A 15,133-nucleotide genomic window follows, 5' to 3' on the forward strand; every position below is an offset into this window, starting at 1 on the left:
CTAAGGCTGTCCCTCCCGGACCGGGCCGGACGAGGGCGGGCCCAGTTCCAGCGTCACCCGGGCGCCGCCGGACGGGCCGGTCGCCAAATCCAGCCGCCCGCCGCTGGATTGGGCGACGCGACGGGCGATGTCCAGTCCGAGGCCGGTTGACCCGCCGCGGCTGGCACCACGCCGGACCAGGTCGGCCGACAGGCCGGGGCCGTCGTCCGCCACTGTCAGCAGCGCTCCGCCGCCGGCCCTGGGCTCCAGGGTGACGGCGAACGCGGTGCCGTCGGGGGTGTGGGCGAACACGTTGCCCAGCAGAGCGTCGAGGGCGGCGTCGAGTTCGTCGGCGGGGACCCCGACGGGCAGCGGTCCGCTCGCCGACACGTCGAGGGTTACTGCGCGGCCGGTGTCCTCGGCCAGCACGGTCCAGAAGGCCACCCGTTCGCGCAGCGAGGTGGTCGCCTCACAGGCCGCGTCGGGGTTCGTCTCCCGACGGTGGCGGGCTTGGCTGATCAGGCCGGTGACCGCCCGTTCCATGTCGTCCACGCGCGCGGCGATCCGGGCCGCGTCGGTGTCGGACAGGGACTCGGCCTCAAGCCGCAGGGAAGTCAGTGGTGCGCGCAGGCGGTGGGACAGGTCCGCAACCTGCTCGCGCTCCTCGCGGAGCAGCTCCTGGATCCGACCGGCCAGGTGGTTGAGCGCCCCGGCGACCTCGCGCAGCTCCGGCGGGCCGACCGGGCGGGCGCGTGCCGTGAGGTCGGCGCCGGCCAGCCGGTGGGACACGGCGGACAGTTCCGCGATGGGGCCGACCAGAGCGCGGCTGAGCCGGTCGGCGACGAGCAGGCCGAGCACCAGGAGAGTGACGCCGAGGCCGACGAGCACCAGCCAGGCCCGGGTAACCCCGCGGGTCAGTTCGGCGGCGGGCACGAAGGCACGGATCACGGCGGTGCCGTCCGGCCGGCCCAGTACGGCCACCACGATCTCGCGGCCGTCGGACCTCTCCACGGTCCTGCTGACTCCCGCCTGGGCGGCGAGCAGCACGGCGCTGGTGCGTGGTGCCGGTGTGCCCAGCACCGACCCGTCGGGCAGGAAGACCGTGATCGGGGCCCGTGACCCGGCGGCCATGTGCTCGACGCTGATCCGCAGGGTGTCCGGGTCAGCGGTCCCCACCAGCGAGACAAGGCTCTGGGCATCGGCGCTCGCGGTGACGACAGCGCGGTCCTGCGCCACCGTACGCAGCAACAGGGCCAGGGGCACCACGAACGCGAGGAGGGCCAGGCACATGGTGGCCGCGACGAGCAGCGTCAGGCGGCGCCTCATCGGCGGTCCACGGGTGCGCTCAGCCGGACTCCGACTCCTCGCACGGTGTGCAGATAACGCGGTTCCTGCGCGGTCTCGCCCAGTTTGCGACGGAGCCAGGACAGGTGCACGTCCACTGTCTTGTCGGCGCTGCCGTAAGGCACCCGCCACACCTCGGTGAGCAGCTCCCGCTTGGTGACGACCTGCCCGGCCCGACTGGCGAGATGGTGCAGGAGGTCGAACTCGCGGGGGGTGAGATCAAGGATGACGCCGGCAAGGCTCGCCTCGCGGGTGCCCGGGTCGATGCGCAGGTCACCCACGACGGCTGCGGCCGCGCTCTGCGGGGAGTTGGGGCCCCGCCGGAGCACTGCCCGTATGCGTGCCTCCAGTTGGGCGGCGGTGAACGGCTTCACCACGTAGTCGTCGGCGCCGGCGTCCAGCCCTCGGACGATCTCCGTCTCGTCGTCCCTCGCCGTCGCGATGATCACCGGTATCGAGCTGACCGCACGCAACATGCGCAGCAGTTCGATGCCGTCCAGATCCGGCAGGCCGAGGTCGAGGACCACGAGATCCGGACGCTCGTCCAGCGCGGTCTGCAGGCCGCTCATCGCGGTGTGCGCGGCGGCGACCGCATGATCGCGCTCGCGCAGAGCACGGATCAGCGGTGTCCGTATCGTCGGGTCGTCTTCGATGAGCAGCAGGCGCACCACAGCAGGCACGCTATCCGAGCCGACGGCCCCGCCAACCTCGTTAACCGTCCCTTAGGGTTCCCCGGTGCTGTCCTTAGCGACGGCCGGGGCATAGTCGTACGCATGCCTTCCCGCACGCTCCTCGCCCTGGCCGGCTGGACAGCCGCCGCCGTGGCCGCCACGCTCACCGGCCTGGCCGCCGTCCAGGTCATCGGTGACGGGATCACTGCCTCCACCGAGGGCGGGGTGCTCACCCCGCAACAGGTCGAGCGGCAGCTCGCGGCCGCGAAGGCATCGCAGTCGGCTGATCCGGGCCAGCCATCGGGCGCCGTGACTCCGACACCTGCCCAGACCACCCCGACACCCGCCGCCACGGCGGCCAAGAAGACGTTCTCCACTCCGGGCGGGACCGTCATCGCCCAGTGCGACGGCGCGACGGTGCGGCTCTTGTCATGGGCCCCCGCGCAGGGATACGGCGTCGAAAGCGTCGACCGAGGACCCGACGAGCACGCCGAAGTGAAGTTCGAGGGAGCCGCCGGCAAGGTCGAACTCCGAGTGCAGTGCGCGAACGGCCAACCCGCCGGATCATGGGAACAGGACGACTGAACAAGCGCATGCCCAAGCCGCATACAGCGGCGGGCCGTTTAGTCCACAGGGCGGCGCCGGGTTCCTCGCCCCCTGAGGCGACCAGGCCAGGCGGATGGGCCCCGGCTGCGACGCGGCGGCTCGTACGGGCAGCTCCGGGACGTGACGCCGGCAACTGAGCCTCGACCGGGGGCCATGTATTCTGGCGGGAGCGAAGGGGAGTAGCCCCGCAAACCGGTCGTCGACACGCTGGAACCCTCGGGTTCCCGGTGGCCGGGCCCGTGTGATCATGCGGGCGGGCGAGACCTTCGGCCAGGTACTGACGCGCCCGCACTATGTGCGGCGCAACCGTCATACCGGGCCGTTTGGGTTCTCCCGTCGCCCCGCACAGGGCGCTTCGCGAAGATCCGGGGCCCGGTCCCTATAGAAAGCCACCCGGAATGCATCTCGACCTTCTGGCGATCATCACTGCCTTCGGGCTGATCTTCCTCGCCGAGCTCCCGGACAAGACGATGTTCGCGTCGCTGGCCATGGGCACTCGCATGCGCCCCCTTTACGTCTGGTTCGGCACCTCAAGTGCGTTCATCGTGCATGTCGCCATCGCTGTCGGCGCCGGCGGTGCCATCGGCCTCCTGCCCGACTGGCTCGTCAAGCTCATCTCCGCCGTCCTCTTCGCCTTCGGCGCCTTCATGCTGCTGCGCGGCGGAGAAGACAACGCGGAGGAGGACGCCGGCGGTAAGGCCGTCACCGGCTTCTGGCCCGTGTACACGACTGCTTTCATGGCTGTCTTCATCAGCGAGTGGGGCGACCTCACGCAGATCACCACCGCCAATCTGGCCGCCACAAACGGCACCTGGTCCACGGCCATCGGCTCGTCTGTTGCCCTCATGTCCGTCTCCGCGCTCGCACTGCTCGCCGGCCGCTTCATCGCCAAGCGCGTACCCCTCAAGAAGGTCCAGCGCATCGGTGGCATGTGCATGCTCGTCCTCGCCGTCTGGTCGCTGGTCGAGGTGTTCACTGCGTGACCTACCTGAGGAGGCGACCGCGACCGCTCGCTCGTGTTCCGTGCGGTGCGTGAACTGCCGGAGTGCGCAGGGCAGTTGTCCGCGCTGGTGGCGGGCCGCGACCGTGGGATGGCTACTCCGCACACCGCTCCTGCATGGTGCGCGGAGTAGTTCACCGATACACCCCTACCGATTCGAGTCGCACTCGCTGCCGCCCTGCGCGCCGGAGGCGAACTCCGGCGAGCGGTCACACCGACGTCAGACAGAGGCTGGACAGGCACTGCCTGATGATGCCTGCCCAGGCCCAACTCGCCGACGAAATCCGGAGATCCCTCCACGGGCACCGGCACCGGGCGCCCATCGTCAGTGGTTCCGTCGACGGTCCCCGCGTGGAGCTTTTTGGGTTCCCAGCGGCGGGTTTGGCCGGTCAGGGCGAGCATGGGCATCCAGGCGAGGAGGTCGAGTGCGAGGGAGGCGATCTCCAGCCCGATCCGGTTCTGGGCCGTGTCGTGCAGGGGGAGGTTGCGCAGTCCGGTGGCGCGGGCGTTTCGGATGCGGTCTTCGCAGCGGGCCCGTCTGCGGTGGCGTAGTTCGAGGTCGGCGACCTGGCCGCCTTGGGTGTTGGTCGCGAAGCAGGTGAGCCGTAGCCCGTCGAGGTCGGTGAAGCGCAACTGGGCGCCGGGGTGCGGGCGTTCCTTGCGGACGACCAGCCGCATGCCCTTCGGCCACGTGCGCAGGTCGGGCATGTCGGTGATCTCCGCGACCCAGGCGCCGGGTCGCTCGGTGCCGCCTGCGTCGTAGGCCGGTGTCCACGCCTTCTTCGGGATCTTCAGGACGGCTTGGTGGAGGGTGTCGGTGATGGTCATTCCGAGGGAATGCGACAGCCACCGGCCCGGCCGTGTGAGCCAGTCCTTGGAAGGCGTGGGTGCCGCCGGCGGAGTCGGTGCGGATCAAGGTCTGGCGGCCCCGCCGCAGGTGTTTCGGCAGTTGGGTCAGGGCGAGTTGGGCGGTTTCGATGTGGTCGGTGGCGGTGTTGGAGCCGGCGTTGCCGGGCCGAAGCAGCGCGGCCACCGGTTCCCCGGAACCGGTCTCGCCGTGGTCGACGAACGCGACGAGGGGGTGATGGCCGAAGGTCTTCTTCCAGGTCGCGGTGGCATCCTGCTTCTCGGAGTGCGCCAGGGACCTTCTTCAACTCGGCGGTGAGCTGCTTCTCCACCCGCCGCTCGGCACGAGCGTTGATCTTGTGAACCAGAGCGACCAGCAGGTCGGCCAGGGCGTCGGTGATCTCCGCCTGACGGGACGAACACGGCGCCGCGAGCAGGGTGATCCGTACGTCCTCGCTCGTGTCGCGGAAGTCCGAGGGGTACATCTTGATCGCCCGCGCCTGCCAGCTTCTCCGAGCGGTCCGCGAACCACCCGTCGGGCAGCCCCAGCTTGCGCACGTCGTTCAGCTTGGTGATCTCCGTCAGCAGGGAGTCCAGGCCGACCGCGCCGGGGTCGCGCTTGAGCGCGGCCAGCAGGGCGGTCCCCGCCTCGTTGTCCTAAGCCACCAGCGACAGCAGCCGAGCCGTGCCCGCCTCGCCCAGGCGGCTGATCGTGGGGGCGCAGAGCGTCTTCTCCCACTTGCCCCGCGCCGCGACGACTACCTTCTCAACCCGGGTCGGGCCCGGCGGCTCGATCTTCCGGGCCTGGCACTCGACCAGCAGGGCCTCGCGCTGCCGGTCCCCCACCAGCTCGACCGGACAGACCTCAACGGCCAGCCACTCGGCCAGGGCCTTCTCGTCTGCGACTGTCGACGGCCGGAACCCCAGGGCCCCGCGGATCTGCTTGCGGTGGTACTCGGCGGTCCGGCCGATCAGCGTGTACTTCGCGAAGTCGGTGGCCGGGACCTTCAGCAGTTCGGCGACGTACTCCACCGCAGATGGCGGGACCTCTCCCAGCACATCGGGGAACCGGCCTTCCAGCTCGAAGAAGCTCAGCAACAGGCTGAAGCCGAGCCGGGTCGTCCCGCTCTTGTTCGCCATCAGGTCCCAGTCGCCGTCTACCAGCGTCCAGTTCGCCAGCAGCTCCTCTGGCGACCACTCTTGCCGCATGCCTGCCCCTTTGGCCTCGATCACTTGATCAGACCAACGACGGCGCCCGGGACCGGGAAACGGGACGCATCCGGCTACCCGCAACCTACTTTGCGGCTGGTGTCTGGGCTAGGACACCGGGGCCGTCTTGCCTGCGCCGTGGGTGCCGTTGAGCCGTACATCATGGACTTGACGCTAGCGTAGTGCGGGCCGCGGTGACAGGCGGAAATGAGCGTGTGTGACAAGACGGATGCTTCGCCTGTGACAATCAGGATGCTCCGACCGATCCCTTTTGCCAGCTCGCTCGACACCCGCTAGTGACAACTCCTGAGTTCGCCAGTCGAGTCTGGAAGGCCCGCCGACGTTCCTGCCTGGACTCTCGATCTCCTTCAATTCACTGGTCGACGCCCAGGATGATCTCTAGGCTTGAGCGCATGGCTCATGCGAAGACCTCGTACGTCTGCCTCTCTTGCCGGGCCTCCTACAAGCAGCCCTACGACAGAACGAGACAGCGGACCTGTCCCCGCTGTGCGGAGCCGCTGATCCATGCAGGTTCGGCGTTCGCCGTGCCTCGGCGGCGGGATGTCGCGGCGTGGCGAACACTGACGGTGCTGCTGAACGCCGGTGTGAGATTCCACAAAAGCTGCTGTGGCGGGCCTGGATATCGTCCCCGGACCCTGCGTGAGGTACGCGAACGGATGACGTACGCGCAGCGTAGTGGCGAGCCGATCGCACACGCGCTCACCCGGCGGGACGCGGGGTGATGGACAGCCTGGAGACCGAACGCTCAACCGGCCAACGCGAGCGCTCAGTCATAGTTGCGTGACCAAGGGCGTACAGGCGTGGGCGGGGTGATGCGGTCGACCAGCCCCTGGGTCTGTAAAGCGAGCGGCTCTGGCCCGTAGTCGGTGGTAGCGCCGCGTAGTGATCATTGGAGGAGGATGCGGTGGCGGAGCAGGGGGAACCCGGCTCGGCCGTGCATCTGTCTCATGATCCGTTTGGTTCGAGTGTTGACGCCCTCGGTGCGGCCGTTGTGGTAGGGGCGGGTGAGGCCGGCGTCGACGGCGGCGCGGTCGAGTTCGAGGCCGTTCGCGAAGGAGTGCAGGTGGGGCAGGTCGACGGCGCGAACCGTGGTGATCCAGTCGGTGAGTTTGGCGTCGTTGCCCTCCGCTGGGGTCAGTAACTGAGCGAACTCGCCGGTGAGGCGGGTGAGTTCGGTGAGCTCGGGGCAGACCTTGACGAGTTCCCGTAGTAGTGCGGTGTCCTTGTCGCGCAGGTTTTCGGGGCGGGTGAGCAGGAGGCGGGCGAAACGCTGCGGGGTGGTGACTGGCTTGTCGCCCTCGGCGCGGCCTTGGGTGATGTATCGGACCAGGAGGTTGGCGCTGCCGGTGTAGCCCAGTTCCTTGACCTCGCGCAGGAGGTGAGTGACCGGCACCGCGGGGTCTTCGATTCGGCGTCGGCGCAGGTGGTCGCGGTAGGGGTCGACGAGTGTGGGCTTGTAGCGGGGCGCGCGGCGGTCGCCGGTGGGCTCCTTCATGCGGGCGTACCGCTTGACGGTGTTCAGGGCGACATCGAGGCGGCGGGCGCATTCGAGTTCATGCGGGCGTACCGCTTGACGGTGTTCAGGGCGACATCGAGGCGGCGGGCGCATTCGAGGAGGCCGACGCCCCGGTCGAGCAGATGGTGGACCCGCTGCCAGCGCTCGCGGGTGGTCTGCTCGCGCACGCCCCCAGGTCGGGTGGGGTTCACAGTGGTGGCCCAGCAGGCGGCGTGGGAGCGGACTTCGGCCAGGACCTTGCTGCACAGGTTGGGCCAGAGGTGCCACCTGTCGCTGACCTGTACCGCTTCGGGGAGGGCTTGGCGGATCGCTTCGGCGTAGGTCGCGGAGCCGTCGCGGCAGACGTACTGGGCCCCGGGGTGCTCGCGCAGCCACGTGGTCAGGGTCTGGGCGGTGCGGTCGGGCAGGACGTCGATCCGCTCGCCGGTTTCGGCGTCGATGATCACAGTGGCGTAGCGGTGCCGGCGTTTGAGTGCGAAGTCGTCGACGCCGAGCACGCGCGGGACGCGCAGCGGCGTCACCACCTGGCGCATGAGCATGCGCAGGGCGGTCGAGCGGGAGATCGCGCAGGCCAGAACGCGGCAGAGGCGGGCGCCCGCCCGGCCCGCTAACTCCTTGACCACGGAGTTCAGTTGGTTGGTCAGGCGGTTGGTGCGGCGCTGGTAGCGCTCCACGACGCCGGGAACCTGCTCGCGGAACGTCTGCCGCGGGCAGTCGAGAACCGGGCACACCAGGCGGCGGACCCGCACCGAGACGACGATCCGCCGTCCGTCCACCGGCACGTCCGCGAGCACCCGCCCATGAAACCCGTGCACCCGCGCTGTTCGCGTCCCGCACGCGGGGCACGGCACCGGATCGTCCCGGGTCCGCGCCGACACCCGGATGAGCTCACCCTCGCCCATCACCCCCTCGATGACCAGGGCCGACAATCCTGAAAACACCACCGCCACAAGCTCATTGACATCGCGCACACCATGCCAACGACAAACGTCACCCTTCGCTACCACCGATTACGGGCCAGAGCCTTTTTCTTTGTGTAAGCCCGGTGCTCTGCTTGCTTACTGGTGGTCGGTGGCGCGGTCGCTGTAGTAGCCGGCGAGGGTGTTGATGGCTTCCTTCCAGTTGCGGGTTCTGCCGGTGGCGTTGGGCCGGTTGGGCTGCCGGTCGCGGATGACCAGGTAGTGCACCTTCAGGGCCGAGTTCTCGTCGGGGAAGTGGCCGCGTCGGCGGGTGGCCTGGCGGAACCGGGAGTTCAGGCTCTCGATCATGTTGGTGGTGTAGACGATCTTTCTGATCTCGGGCGGGAACCGTAGGAACATCACGAAGTGCTCCCAGCTGCGACGCCAGACCGCCACCAGTGGCGGGTATTTGGCGCCCCAGACGTCCTCGAACTCGGTGAAGCGGGCCCCGTCGGCGGTCGGTGCGGTGTAGACGTGGCGCAGTTCCTTGGCGATCCGGGCCCAGTGCTTGGTGGAGGCGTACTTCAAGCTGGCCCGGACCATGTGGACCACGCACAGTTGGACGTCGGCCATGGGCCAGATGTTGCCGATGGACTCCGGCAGGCCCTTCAACCCGTCGCAGCAGGCGATCAGGACGTCCTGGACGCCGCGGTTCTTCAGTTCCGCGAGCCAGGTCATCCAGGTCTTGGCACCCTCGCCGCCGGTGCCGAACCACATGCCCAGCACGTCCCGCTCGCCCTCAAGATTGATCCCGACGGCGACACAGACGGGGCGGTTTTCAACTGCGCCGTCGCGGATCTTCACGACGATGGCCTCGATCATGACGACGGCGTAGACGGTGTCCAGCGGGCGGTTGCGCCAGGCGTTCAGTTCCTCGCTGACCTTGTCGGTGGCTCGGGAGATCAGGTCCCGGGATACGTCGACGTCGTAGATCTCCGCCAGGTGGGCCTGGATCTCCCGGTGGTCAGGTCCTTGGCGTACAGCGACAGGATCGCGGCGTCGAAGCCCTGCACCCGCCGGGAGTGCTTGGGCACCACGGCCGGCGTGAAGGACCCGGCCCGGTCCCGGGGAATGTCCAGCTCGATCGGACCGACGTCGGTCAGCACCGTCTTGCGGGAGGTTCCATTGCGGGAGTTGCCCGAGCCGGTGCCGGTCGTATCACCCTTCTCGTAGCCGAGATGCTCGGTCATCTCGGCCTCCAGAGCCCCTTCCAGGACCAGCTTGACCAGCCTCGACAGCAGCCCGCCCTCGCCTACCAGGTTCACCCCCTCGCGGCGGGCCCGCTCGATCAACTGCTCGGCCAGATCCCGGTCCAGTTGGGCCGCTCTCGCCAACACCGCCCCCGTCCGTACGATGTTCGCGCTGTCGCGGGGGCGTTCGTCCTTGATCCCCATGCGTGATCCTTCCCGGCAGAGGCCACACCTCATGCCATCTGGGTTGCACTGGGGCATACACAATCTTTAGGACAGTCCCGAGCGTGAAGACCTCCACCAACGTGCCCGTGACCAGCCAGGGAACGGACGCCGCGAAGAAGATCGTCGGTCGGAAACGAGGCATCCTCGCCGACACCATCGGCCTGATCCTCGCTGTGACCGTCACCGCCGCGAGCCTCTCCGAAAACGCGCTGGGAATACGCCTCCTCGACCAGGCGAAGAAGACGTACCCGACCATCTCCAAGAGCTGGGTCGACACCGGCTTCAAGAAGGCCGTCGTCGAGCACGGCGCGCAGCTCGGAATCGACGTCGAAGTCGTCAACAGAAACCCCGGAGTTCGCGGCTTTCACGTCGTGAAAGGCGATGGGTAGTAGAGCGGAGTATCGGTTGGATCATGATACACCGACGTCTCGCCCGCGACTACGAGACCCTCACCGCCAGCTCCGAAGCCATGATCCACGTCGCCTCGATCGACAACCTCGCCAATCGCATAACGGACGAGACCGCACCAACCTGGCGAGGAACCTACTAGGGCGTAAGCAGCAATTCGGCTACATCAAACGCCCTCTTAGTCTTCAATCGCGTGCCGCGCGCGGACCGCCGAAACGGAACAGCGCCACGCCCACTCGGTCGGCCGCCGCGGCTCCCTTCCCTGCCCTGTGGTCCCGGCGCCTCGCCGGGACCACAGGTGTGCCGTGCCGGGGTCTTCCGCCGGGAGGCGGGCATCACCTGGACGGCACGGGCAGTGTGGACGGCAAGGGCAGGACGAGGCGGCGGGTCAATCCCTCCGGGTGGCGGGGGTGTTGAGTGCGGGTGGCCGCGGATCTGGGGGCAGGGCGGGCTGGGGAAAGAGGGTGCGGTAGAGGGGGCGGTCCCGGAAGGTGGTGCCGTGGTGGGGGGAGTGGTGGGCACCCGTGCGGATCACGCCGTCCGCGGTGCGTAGGATCGCCTCCACGCGATAGTTCGGGTGGAGGCCGTCGTCGCTGAGCGTCGTGGTGAAGGCGAGATCGATGGTGTCGCCGGGGGCAACCGGAATCTCGGAGTCGAATAGCGGCAGGTAGACGGAGGCCCAACTCGACTTCACGGCCAGTGCGTCGAGGGGTTCGCCGTCCGGCAGGCAGCGCAGTTCCAGCCAGGTCAGGATGCCGTCGACCGGGCCGGGGCGGTCGATCACCAGGTGCGCCGCCCGGTGCTGGCCGACCAGCAGGTCACCGTTGAAGTCGAGGACCTCCACCGGCTCGCCGGGCGACAGGACGGCGTCGACGGCCGGGTCCCGGATCCGGAGCCGGACGTCGAACGGGGCGCCGTTCCAGTCGAAGATCCGTTGCAGATAGGTGACTCCCGCCGGCGAGAACGCGGGGGTACGGCCCCCGAGCAGTCCGCGCAGGCAGGCCGGGGCGGCGAGGGTGACGGCCCGCTCGGGGACGATCGTGCCGCCCGGTACGAGATGGCGCCGGCGGGCGTCCGTGAGCACGGCCGCCGCCCCCTCGGCTCCGGCGAGGGAGCCGATGACCTCCGCGATGCAGACCTCGGCCCGGGAGCCGGACTCCAGGGCGCCGGAGGCGCCGTTGAGCAGGGTGATCTCCCGTTCCAGGCCGAGGGCGCGCAGGTTGTCCAGGGCCCCCGCGTAGGAGGCGGGCATCTCCTCCATGGCCACCACGTGCCGGGCGCCTGCCCTGAGCGCCTCGCGGGCCCAGACCAGCTCCTGCCCGGTTCCGAGGTCCAGCACCGTACGGCCGGGGGCGAGTCGGCTGAGGGCCGTCCGGAAGCGGCTGTTGCGTTCCTCGTCGGTGGCGAGGACACGGTAGGAGGTCGGATCGTAGATCGGGTACTCGCCGATGCTCGGCCAGAGCACCGGCGCCGATGCGGGCGCGGGAGACGGCACGTCCTCGGGTGCGCCGTCGTCCACCAGGACCCGGATCACCGCGCCGCCGGTGACCACCTCGCGGACGGCCGGGGGCCGGCCGGGGCCGTCGGTACCGGGCGGCGGCGGGTCCGCGCGCGGGTCGGGGCTGGTGTCCGCACCCGTGCTCATGCCCGCCCGCCGGGGAGGGCAGCGGTCGTGGCGGCGACGGTGGTGCCGGGAGGGTCGGCGAGGTGGAGCGTGGGGGCGGCGGCGGGGGAGGCCTGAGCGCCGAAGACGTCCTTCAGCGCGGCGTCCCGGGCCCAGGCGTCGTCCAGGTCCGCCGCGACGATGCAGTACATCACGCCGTGTTCGCCGTCGAAGGCGTTGGTCAGGACGACGCCGGTCCGGGTGCCGGGGTTCCATCCGGTGCCGGTGGCGGCTAGGCGCTCGACGGCCGCAGCGAAGGAGGGGACCGACCATCCCTCCGGCCAGACCCGTTCCAGGATCACCCGGTCCTCGCCGTAGCCGGGGCCGACCACCTGCTCCCCGATCACCCCGTAGATGTGGGTGGACCCGGTGACCCGGCCGTTGTACTCGGTGAACAGCACCTCCCCGTCCGGGGTGACGATCGCGTCCGCGCCGAGCGTGCCCCGGTAGCCCAGCGCGTGCAGCGGTTCGCAGAGCCGACGGCCGAGTTCGACCAGCCGCTCGAAGGTGTGCGGCTCCAGCCCGACGGCCGGCATGATCTGGCCCACCGCGTACGGTGCCGACAGCAGCTCGCCTGTGCCGGTCAGCCGGATGCCCGCGTCGGAGATCAGGAACTCGGCGAAGTAGGCGGAGCTGTCGCGGTAGTAGCGCTCGACGACGGGGCGGCTGCGGCCGCCGCCGGTGAGCCATTCCCAGCGGTCCGCCAGGTAGGCGCGGACCTCGTCGCGGTCGCGGACCTCGACGACGCGGCGGGCGCCCACCGGCCGCACCGGGCCGCTGGAGTTGAGGATCTCGTTGCCGTGGCCGCCGGAGAGGAAGTCGTGCTTCACGATGGCCGGATGGCCCAGGGCCAGCAGCTCCAGGACGGTCGGCTCGACGGCCTCGGCACTCGTGCCGACCGTCCCCTGCGGCACCGGGACTCCGGCACCGCCGGCGATCGCCCGGAAGGCCGACTTGCTGTTCAGCAGCAAGCCGCCGGCCTGGTCCACGAAGCCGTAGCCCGGCAGCGCCGCCCCGATGCCGAGCTCCCTCACCAGCCGGGCGACCGGGACGTCCGGCCAGAGGGGGAAGACCTCCGTGACTCGGCGGTTGCCGATGGCCTCGCGCAGCTCGCGCAGGAAAACCGGGTCGGCCAGCCGGTCCGGGGAGAGCGTGCCGGTCCCCGTCGCGCCCGGCGGCGGGACCACCGCGCGCAGTGAGTCGGCCGGGACCTCGGTCAGCGCGGTGACGTAGGCCAGAAAGTCGGCCTCGGGCGCCACCGGAAGCACGAGGACGTCGCCCTCGCGCGCGAACCAGGCCAGACGTTGGACCCACCAGCCGGTCCATCCGCGGTCGGTGCGCGCGTCCTCGCTGAAGTCGTTGCCGATAAGTACTCGGGTCACTGGTGTTCCCTCCCGGACGGCCGGAGCCGGCCGTCGCGTTCGACGAGCAGGGCGAGCGTGGCGATCGTCGGAGCCCGCAGGAATTCGGCGAGCCGGATCTCAACGCCCAGGTCGGCCCTGATCCGGGTCAGCAGTTCCAGCAGTCGGATGGAGTCGCCGCCGGCGGCGATGAAGTTCGTTCCGACACCGGCGGCGGCGGTGCCGAGGACGTCGCACCAGAGGCCGGCCACCTGCCGTTCCACCGGTGTCGTCGGCAGGCCGCTACCCGGTTCGGGCCGCTCGGGCGGTGCGGGCAGCGCCGCGCGGTCGAGTTTGCCGGTCGGCCCGAGCGGCATGCGCTCAAGCACGACGGTGCGCCCCGGGACGGCGTACTCGGGCAGCTGCCTGCCCAGGTAGTCGGCCAACTCGTCCTCCTCGGCGGGGAGTCCGGCGGCGCTGGTGACGTAGGCGACCAGTTGGGGCACGCTCCCGGGCGGTGCGTCGAGCACCACCGCGGCTTGGGCGACACTCGGGTGGGCGCGCAGCCGGTTCTCCACCTCGCCCGGCTCGACGCGGTGGCCGCGGATCTTCACCTGCCGGTCCTTGCGGCCGTCGTGGACCAGCGATCCGTCGGGGAGCCTGCGGACCAGGTCCCCCGTGCGGTAGTACCGCGTACCGTCGGGGCGGGTGCCGAAGGCGGCGGCGGTCGCCTCGGCCTGTCGCCAGTAACCGAGGGCGACGCGCTCGCCGATCACCACGAGCTCGCCGGCCGTGGCGCTCGGGCGGCCATCCGCGTCCTGGAGTTCCACCCGGACGCCCTCCACCGGGTGGCCGACCGGCACCGAGGGGCGGTCGGCGTCGGCGGGACCAGCACGGTGCTGGAGGATCAGGGTGCACTCGGTCGGCCCGAGGCCGTTGACCAGCACGGCATCTGCCCTGAAGTGCCGCCGGAACTGTCGTAGATCGGCTCCGACGGCCTCCTCGCCGCCTAGGACGGCCACCCGCACCGACGCCAGGTCCGGGTCAGGGTCCGGGGCAGCGCCCGGGGACGGGGTTCCTTCCACCGGGAGGTCGCGCCGGGCGGCCCTGAGGGTCTTGCCGGTGCCGTCGGTGCCGCCGGTGTCGTTGAGGTCGGAGAGCAGGTGCCGGAAGAGCGACGGAGTGCAGTGCAGCACGGTGGTGCCCGCACGGCGGTGCGCGGCGCGCAGCTCCGCCGCAGGGAGCAGCGGCTCCAGGACGTTCAGGCCCGCGCCGCTCAGCAGGGCGCCGAACACGTCCATGACCGCGGCGTCGAAGGTGTAGCGCGCCGTGAGCGACACCTCGTCGGAGGGGCCGATCCGGATCCGGCGGGCGTACTCCAGGGCGTGGCCGAGGACGTTGCGGTGACTCTGCACGACGGCCTTGGGGCGGCCGGTGGAGCCGGAGGTGTGCAGCAGGTAGGCGACCGAGCCGCCGGTCGGCTCCGGCAACGGAGCCCGCGGCTCCCCGCCCTCGGGGGCGGGCCCTGTCCCCGGATGGCTGGGCAGTTCGACGAGCGGCGTTTCCTGGGCCAGCGAGCGGGCCCGCTGGGCGAGAGGGGTGTCGTACGCGATCGCGGACACGTCGGCGTCGGCCAGGATCCGAGTCAGCCGTCCGTCGGGCTGGCGGGGGTCGAGCGGGACGTACGCGTTGCCGCTCTTGAGGACCGACCAGATCCCGACGACCGCGCCGAGGTCGTGTTCGCAGAGCAGGGCGATCCGCCCGACGGCGGGGGCCGCTGCGGCCAGTCGGTGGGCGGTGGCGTCGGTGAGGCGGTCCAACTCCCGGTAGGAGTAGGCGCCCGAGCGCCCGCGGACCGCCGTGCGGTCCGGGTGGGCGGTGGCCGTCGCCCGGAACCGGCCGGTCAGCGTCCCGTCGTCGCCCGCCGGTGGCACGGGCGCTGGCGTCGTGGGTGCCGGTGTCGCGGCGGGTCCGTGCCGCGCCTCGACCGGGATCGCTTGAGCCTCCATCGAACTCCCTCACCACCTGGGTAGCGGACACGGCTGGATTCGGAGACCGGGAATTGCCCGCCGTGGCAGTCCGCACACGGTCGGTCCTTCGGGTGCGTGACGCACTCCCACTTCCCGCTGTTCCCCTCATGAAATCGCGCCGCCCGA

The 15,133-nt window shown here is 70.3% G+C and carries 9 protein-coding genes and 4 pseudogenes; 4 read left to right on the plus strand and 9 right to left on the minus strand.

Annotated elements, in window-relative coordinates:
* Both ACFVKT_RS06175 and ACFVKT_RS06180 read right to left on the minus strand, forming a co-directional pair.
* Complete coding sequence (locus ACFVKT_RS06175) at positions 1–1,305, minus strand: sensor histidine kinase (RefSeq protein WP_385727984.1); 1,305 nt, start codon at positions 1,303–1,305, stop codon at positions 1–3.
* Positions 1,302–1,994 (minus strand): response regulator transcription factor, encoded by a 693-nt coding sequence (locus tag ACFVKT_RS06180; protein WP_385727986.1) that lies wholly within the window; start codon positions 1,992–1,994, stop codon positions 1,302–1,304. The genes ACFVKT_RS06175 and ACFVKT_RS06180 overlap by 4 nt, the downstream gene beginning before the upstream one ends.
* A gap of 102 nt (positions 1,995–2,096) precedes the next feature.
* Here ACFVKT_RS06180 and ACFVKT_RS06185 point away from each other — a divergent pair, with 102 nt between their 5' ends.
* Together ACFVKT_RS06185 and ACFVKT_RS06190 are read left to right on the plus strand one after the other, a co-directional pair.
* Complete coding sequence (locus tag ACFVKT_RS06185; protein WP_385727988.1) at positions 2,097–2,579, plus strand: hypothetical protein; 483 nt, start codon at positions 2,097–2,099, stop codon at positions 2,577–2,579.
* Positions 2,580–2,998: 419 nt separating this feature from the next.
* Positions 2,999–3,583 carry a TMEM165/GDT1 family protein gene (locus tag ACFVKT_RS06190; RefSeq protein ID WP_385727990.1) on the plus strand — a complete coding sequence of 195 codons (585 nt, stop codon included), beginning with the start codon at positions 2,999–3,001 and terminating at the stop codon, positions 3,581–3,583.
* Between the two features lie 371 nt (positions 3,584–3,954).
* Here the strand turns inward: ACFVKT_RS06190 and ACFVKT_RS06195 are convergent.
* Together ACFVKT_RS06195 and ACFVKT_RS06200 are read right to left on the minus strand one after the other, a co-directional pair.
* Positions 3,955–4,738, minus strand: a pseudogene (locus ACFVKT_RS06195) (IS1380 family transposase); the annotation flags it as partial.
* Positions 4,739–5,103: 365 nt separating this feature from the next.
* On the minus strand, positions 5,104–5,655 hold the full coding sequence (locus ACFVKT_RS06200) for a DUF4158 domain-containing protein (RefSeq protein ID WP_385727992.1): 552 nt from the start codon (positions 5,653–5,655) through the stop codon (positions 5,104–5,106).
* A gap of 413 nt (positions 5,656–6,068) precedes the next feature.
* On the opposite strand from ACFVKT_RS06200, the gene ACFVKT_RS06205 reads away from it, so the two are divergent.
* Complete coding sequence (locus ACFVKT_RS06205) at positions 6,069–6,398, plus strand: deoxyxylulose-5-phosphate synthase (protein WP_385727994.1); 330 nt, start codon at positions 6,069–6,071, stop codon at positions 6,396–6,398.
* Between the two features lie 164 nt (positions 6,399–6,562).
* Here ACFVKT_RS06205 and ACFVKT_RS06210 read toward each other — a convergent pair.
* Both ACFVKT_RS06210 and ACFVKT_RS06215 read right to left on the minus strand, forming a co-directional pair.
* Positions 6,563–8,133 (minus strand): annotated as a pseudogene (locus ACFVKT_RS06210) (ISL3 family transposase).
* 117 nt (positions 8,134–8,250) lie between these two features.
* Positions 8,251–9,545 (minus strand): annotated as a pseudogene (locus ACFVKT_RS06215) (IS256 family transposase).
* Between the two features lie 80 nt (positions 9,546–9,625).
* Between ACFVKT_RS06215 and ACFVKT_RS06220 the strand changes: the two are divergent.
* Positions 9,626–10,116, plus strand: a pseudogene (locus tag ACFVKT_RS06220) (transposase); the annotation flags it as partial.
* A gap of 246 nt (positions 10,117–10,362) precedes the next feature.
* On the opposite strand, the gene ACFVKT_RS06225 reads toward ACFVKT_RS06220, so the two are convergent.
* Genes ACFVKT_RS06225 through ACFVKT_RS06235 form a run of 3 tightly spaced genes read right to left on the minus strand, consistent with a single transcriptional unit; the run spans position 10,363 to position 14,986 of the window.
* Complete coding sequence (locus ACFVKT_RS06225) at positions 10,363–11,619, minus strand: class I SAM-dependent methyltransferase (protein ID WP_385727996.1); 1,257 nt, start codon at positions 11,617–11,619, stop codon at positions 10,363–10,365.
* Positions 11,616–13,019, minus strand: coding sequence for a peptide ligase PGM1-related protein (locus ACFVKT_RS06230; protein ID WP_385727998.1), 1,404 nt, complete (start codon positions 13,017–13,019; stop codon positions 11,616–11,618). The genes ACFVKT_RS06225 and ACFVKT_RS06230 overlap by 4 nt, the downstream gene beginning before the upstream one ends.
* The gene (locus ACFVKT_RS06235) at positions 13,016–14,986 is read right to left on the minus strand and encodes an AMP-binding protein (RefSeq protein WP_385728000.1); all 1,971 of its coding nucleotides are present in this window, start codon (positions 14,984–14,986) and stop codon (positions 13,016–13,018) included. The genes ACFVKT_RS06230 and ACFVKT_RS06235 overlap by 4 nt, the downstream gene beginning before the upstream one ends.
* Positions 14,987–15,133: the final 147 nt, after the last annotated feature.

The organism is Streptomyces sp. NPDC127595 (assembly GCF_042671685.1).
In the GTDB taxonomy this organism is placed as follows: domain Bacteria; phylum Actinomycetota; class Actinomycetes; order Streptomycetales; family Streptomycetaceae; genus Streptomyces.

Coding starts and splice junctions, on each gene's coding strand:
- ACFVKT_RS06175 (WP_385727984.1), bottom strand. CDS start 1,305: ATGAGGCGCCGCCTGACGCTGCTCGTCGCGGCCACCATGTGCCTGGCC.
- ACFVKT_RS06185 (WP_385727988.1), top strand. CDS start 2,097: ATGCCTTCCCGCACGCTCCTCGCCCTGGCCGGCTGGACAGCCGCCGCC.
- ACFVKT_RS06190 (WP_385727990.1), top strand. CDS start 2,999: ATGCATCTCGACCTTCTGGCGATCATCACTGCCTTCGGGCTGATCTTC.
- ACFVKT_RS06200 (WP_385727992.1), bottom strand. CDS start 5,655: ATGCGGCAAGAGTGGTCGCCAGAGGAGCTGCTGGCGAACTGGACGCTG.
- ACFVKT_RS06205 (WP_385727994.1), top strand. CDS start 6,069: ATGGCTCATGCGAAGACCTCGTACGTCTGCCTCTCTTGCCGGGCCTCC.
- ACFVKT_RS06225 (WP_385727996.1), bottom strand. CDS start 11,619: ATGAGCACGGGTGCGGACACCAGCCCCGACCCGCGCGCGGACCCGCCG.
- ACFVKT_RS06235 (WP_385728000.1), bottom strand. CDS start 14,986: ATGGAGGCTCAAGCGATCCCGGTCGAGGCGCGGCACGGACCCGCCGCG.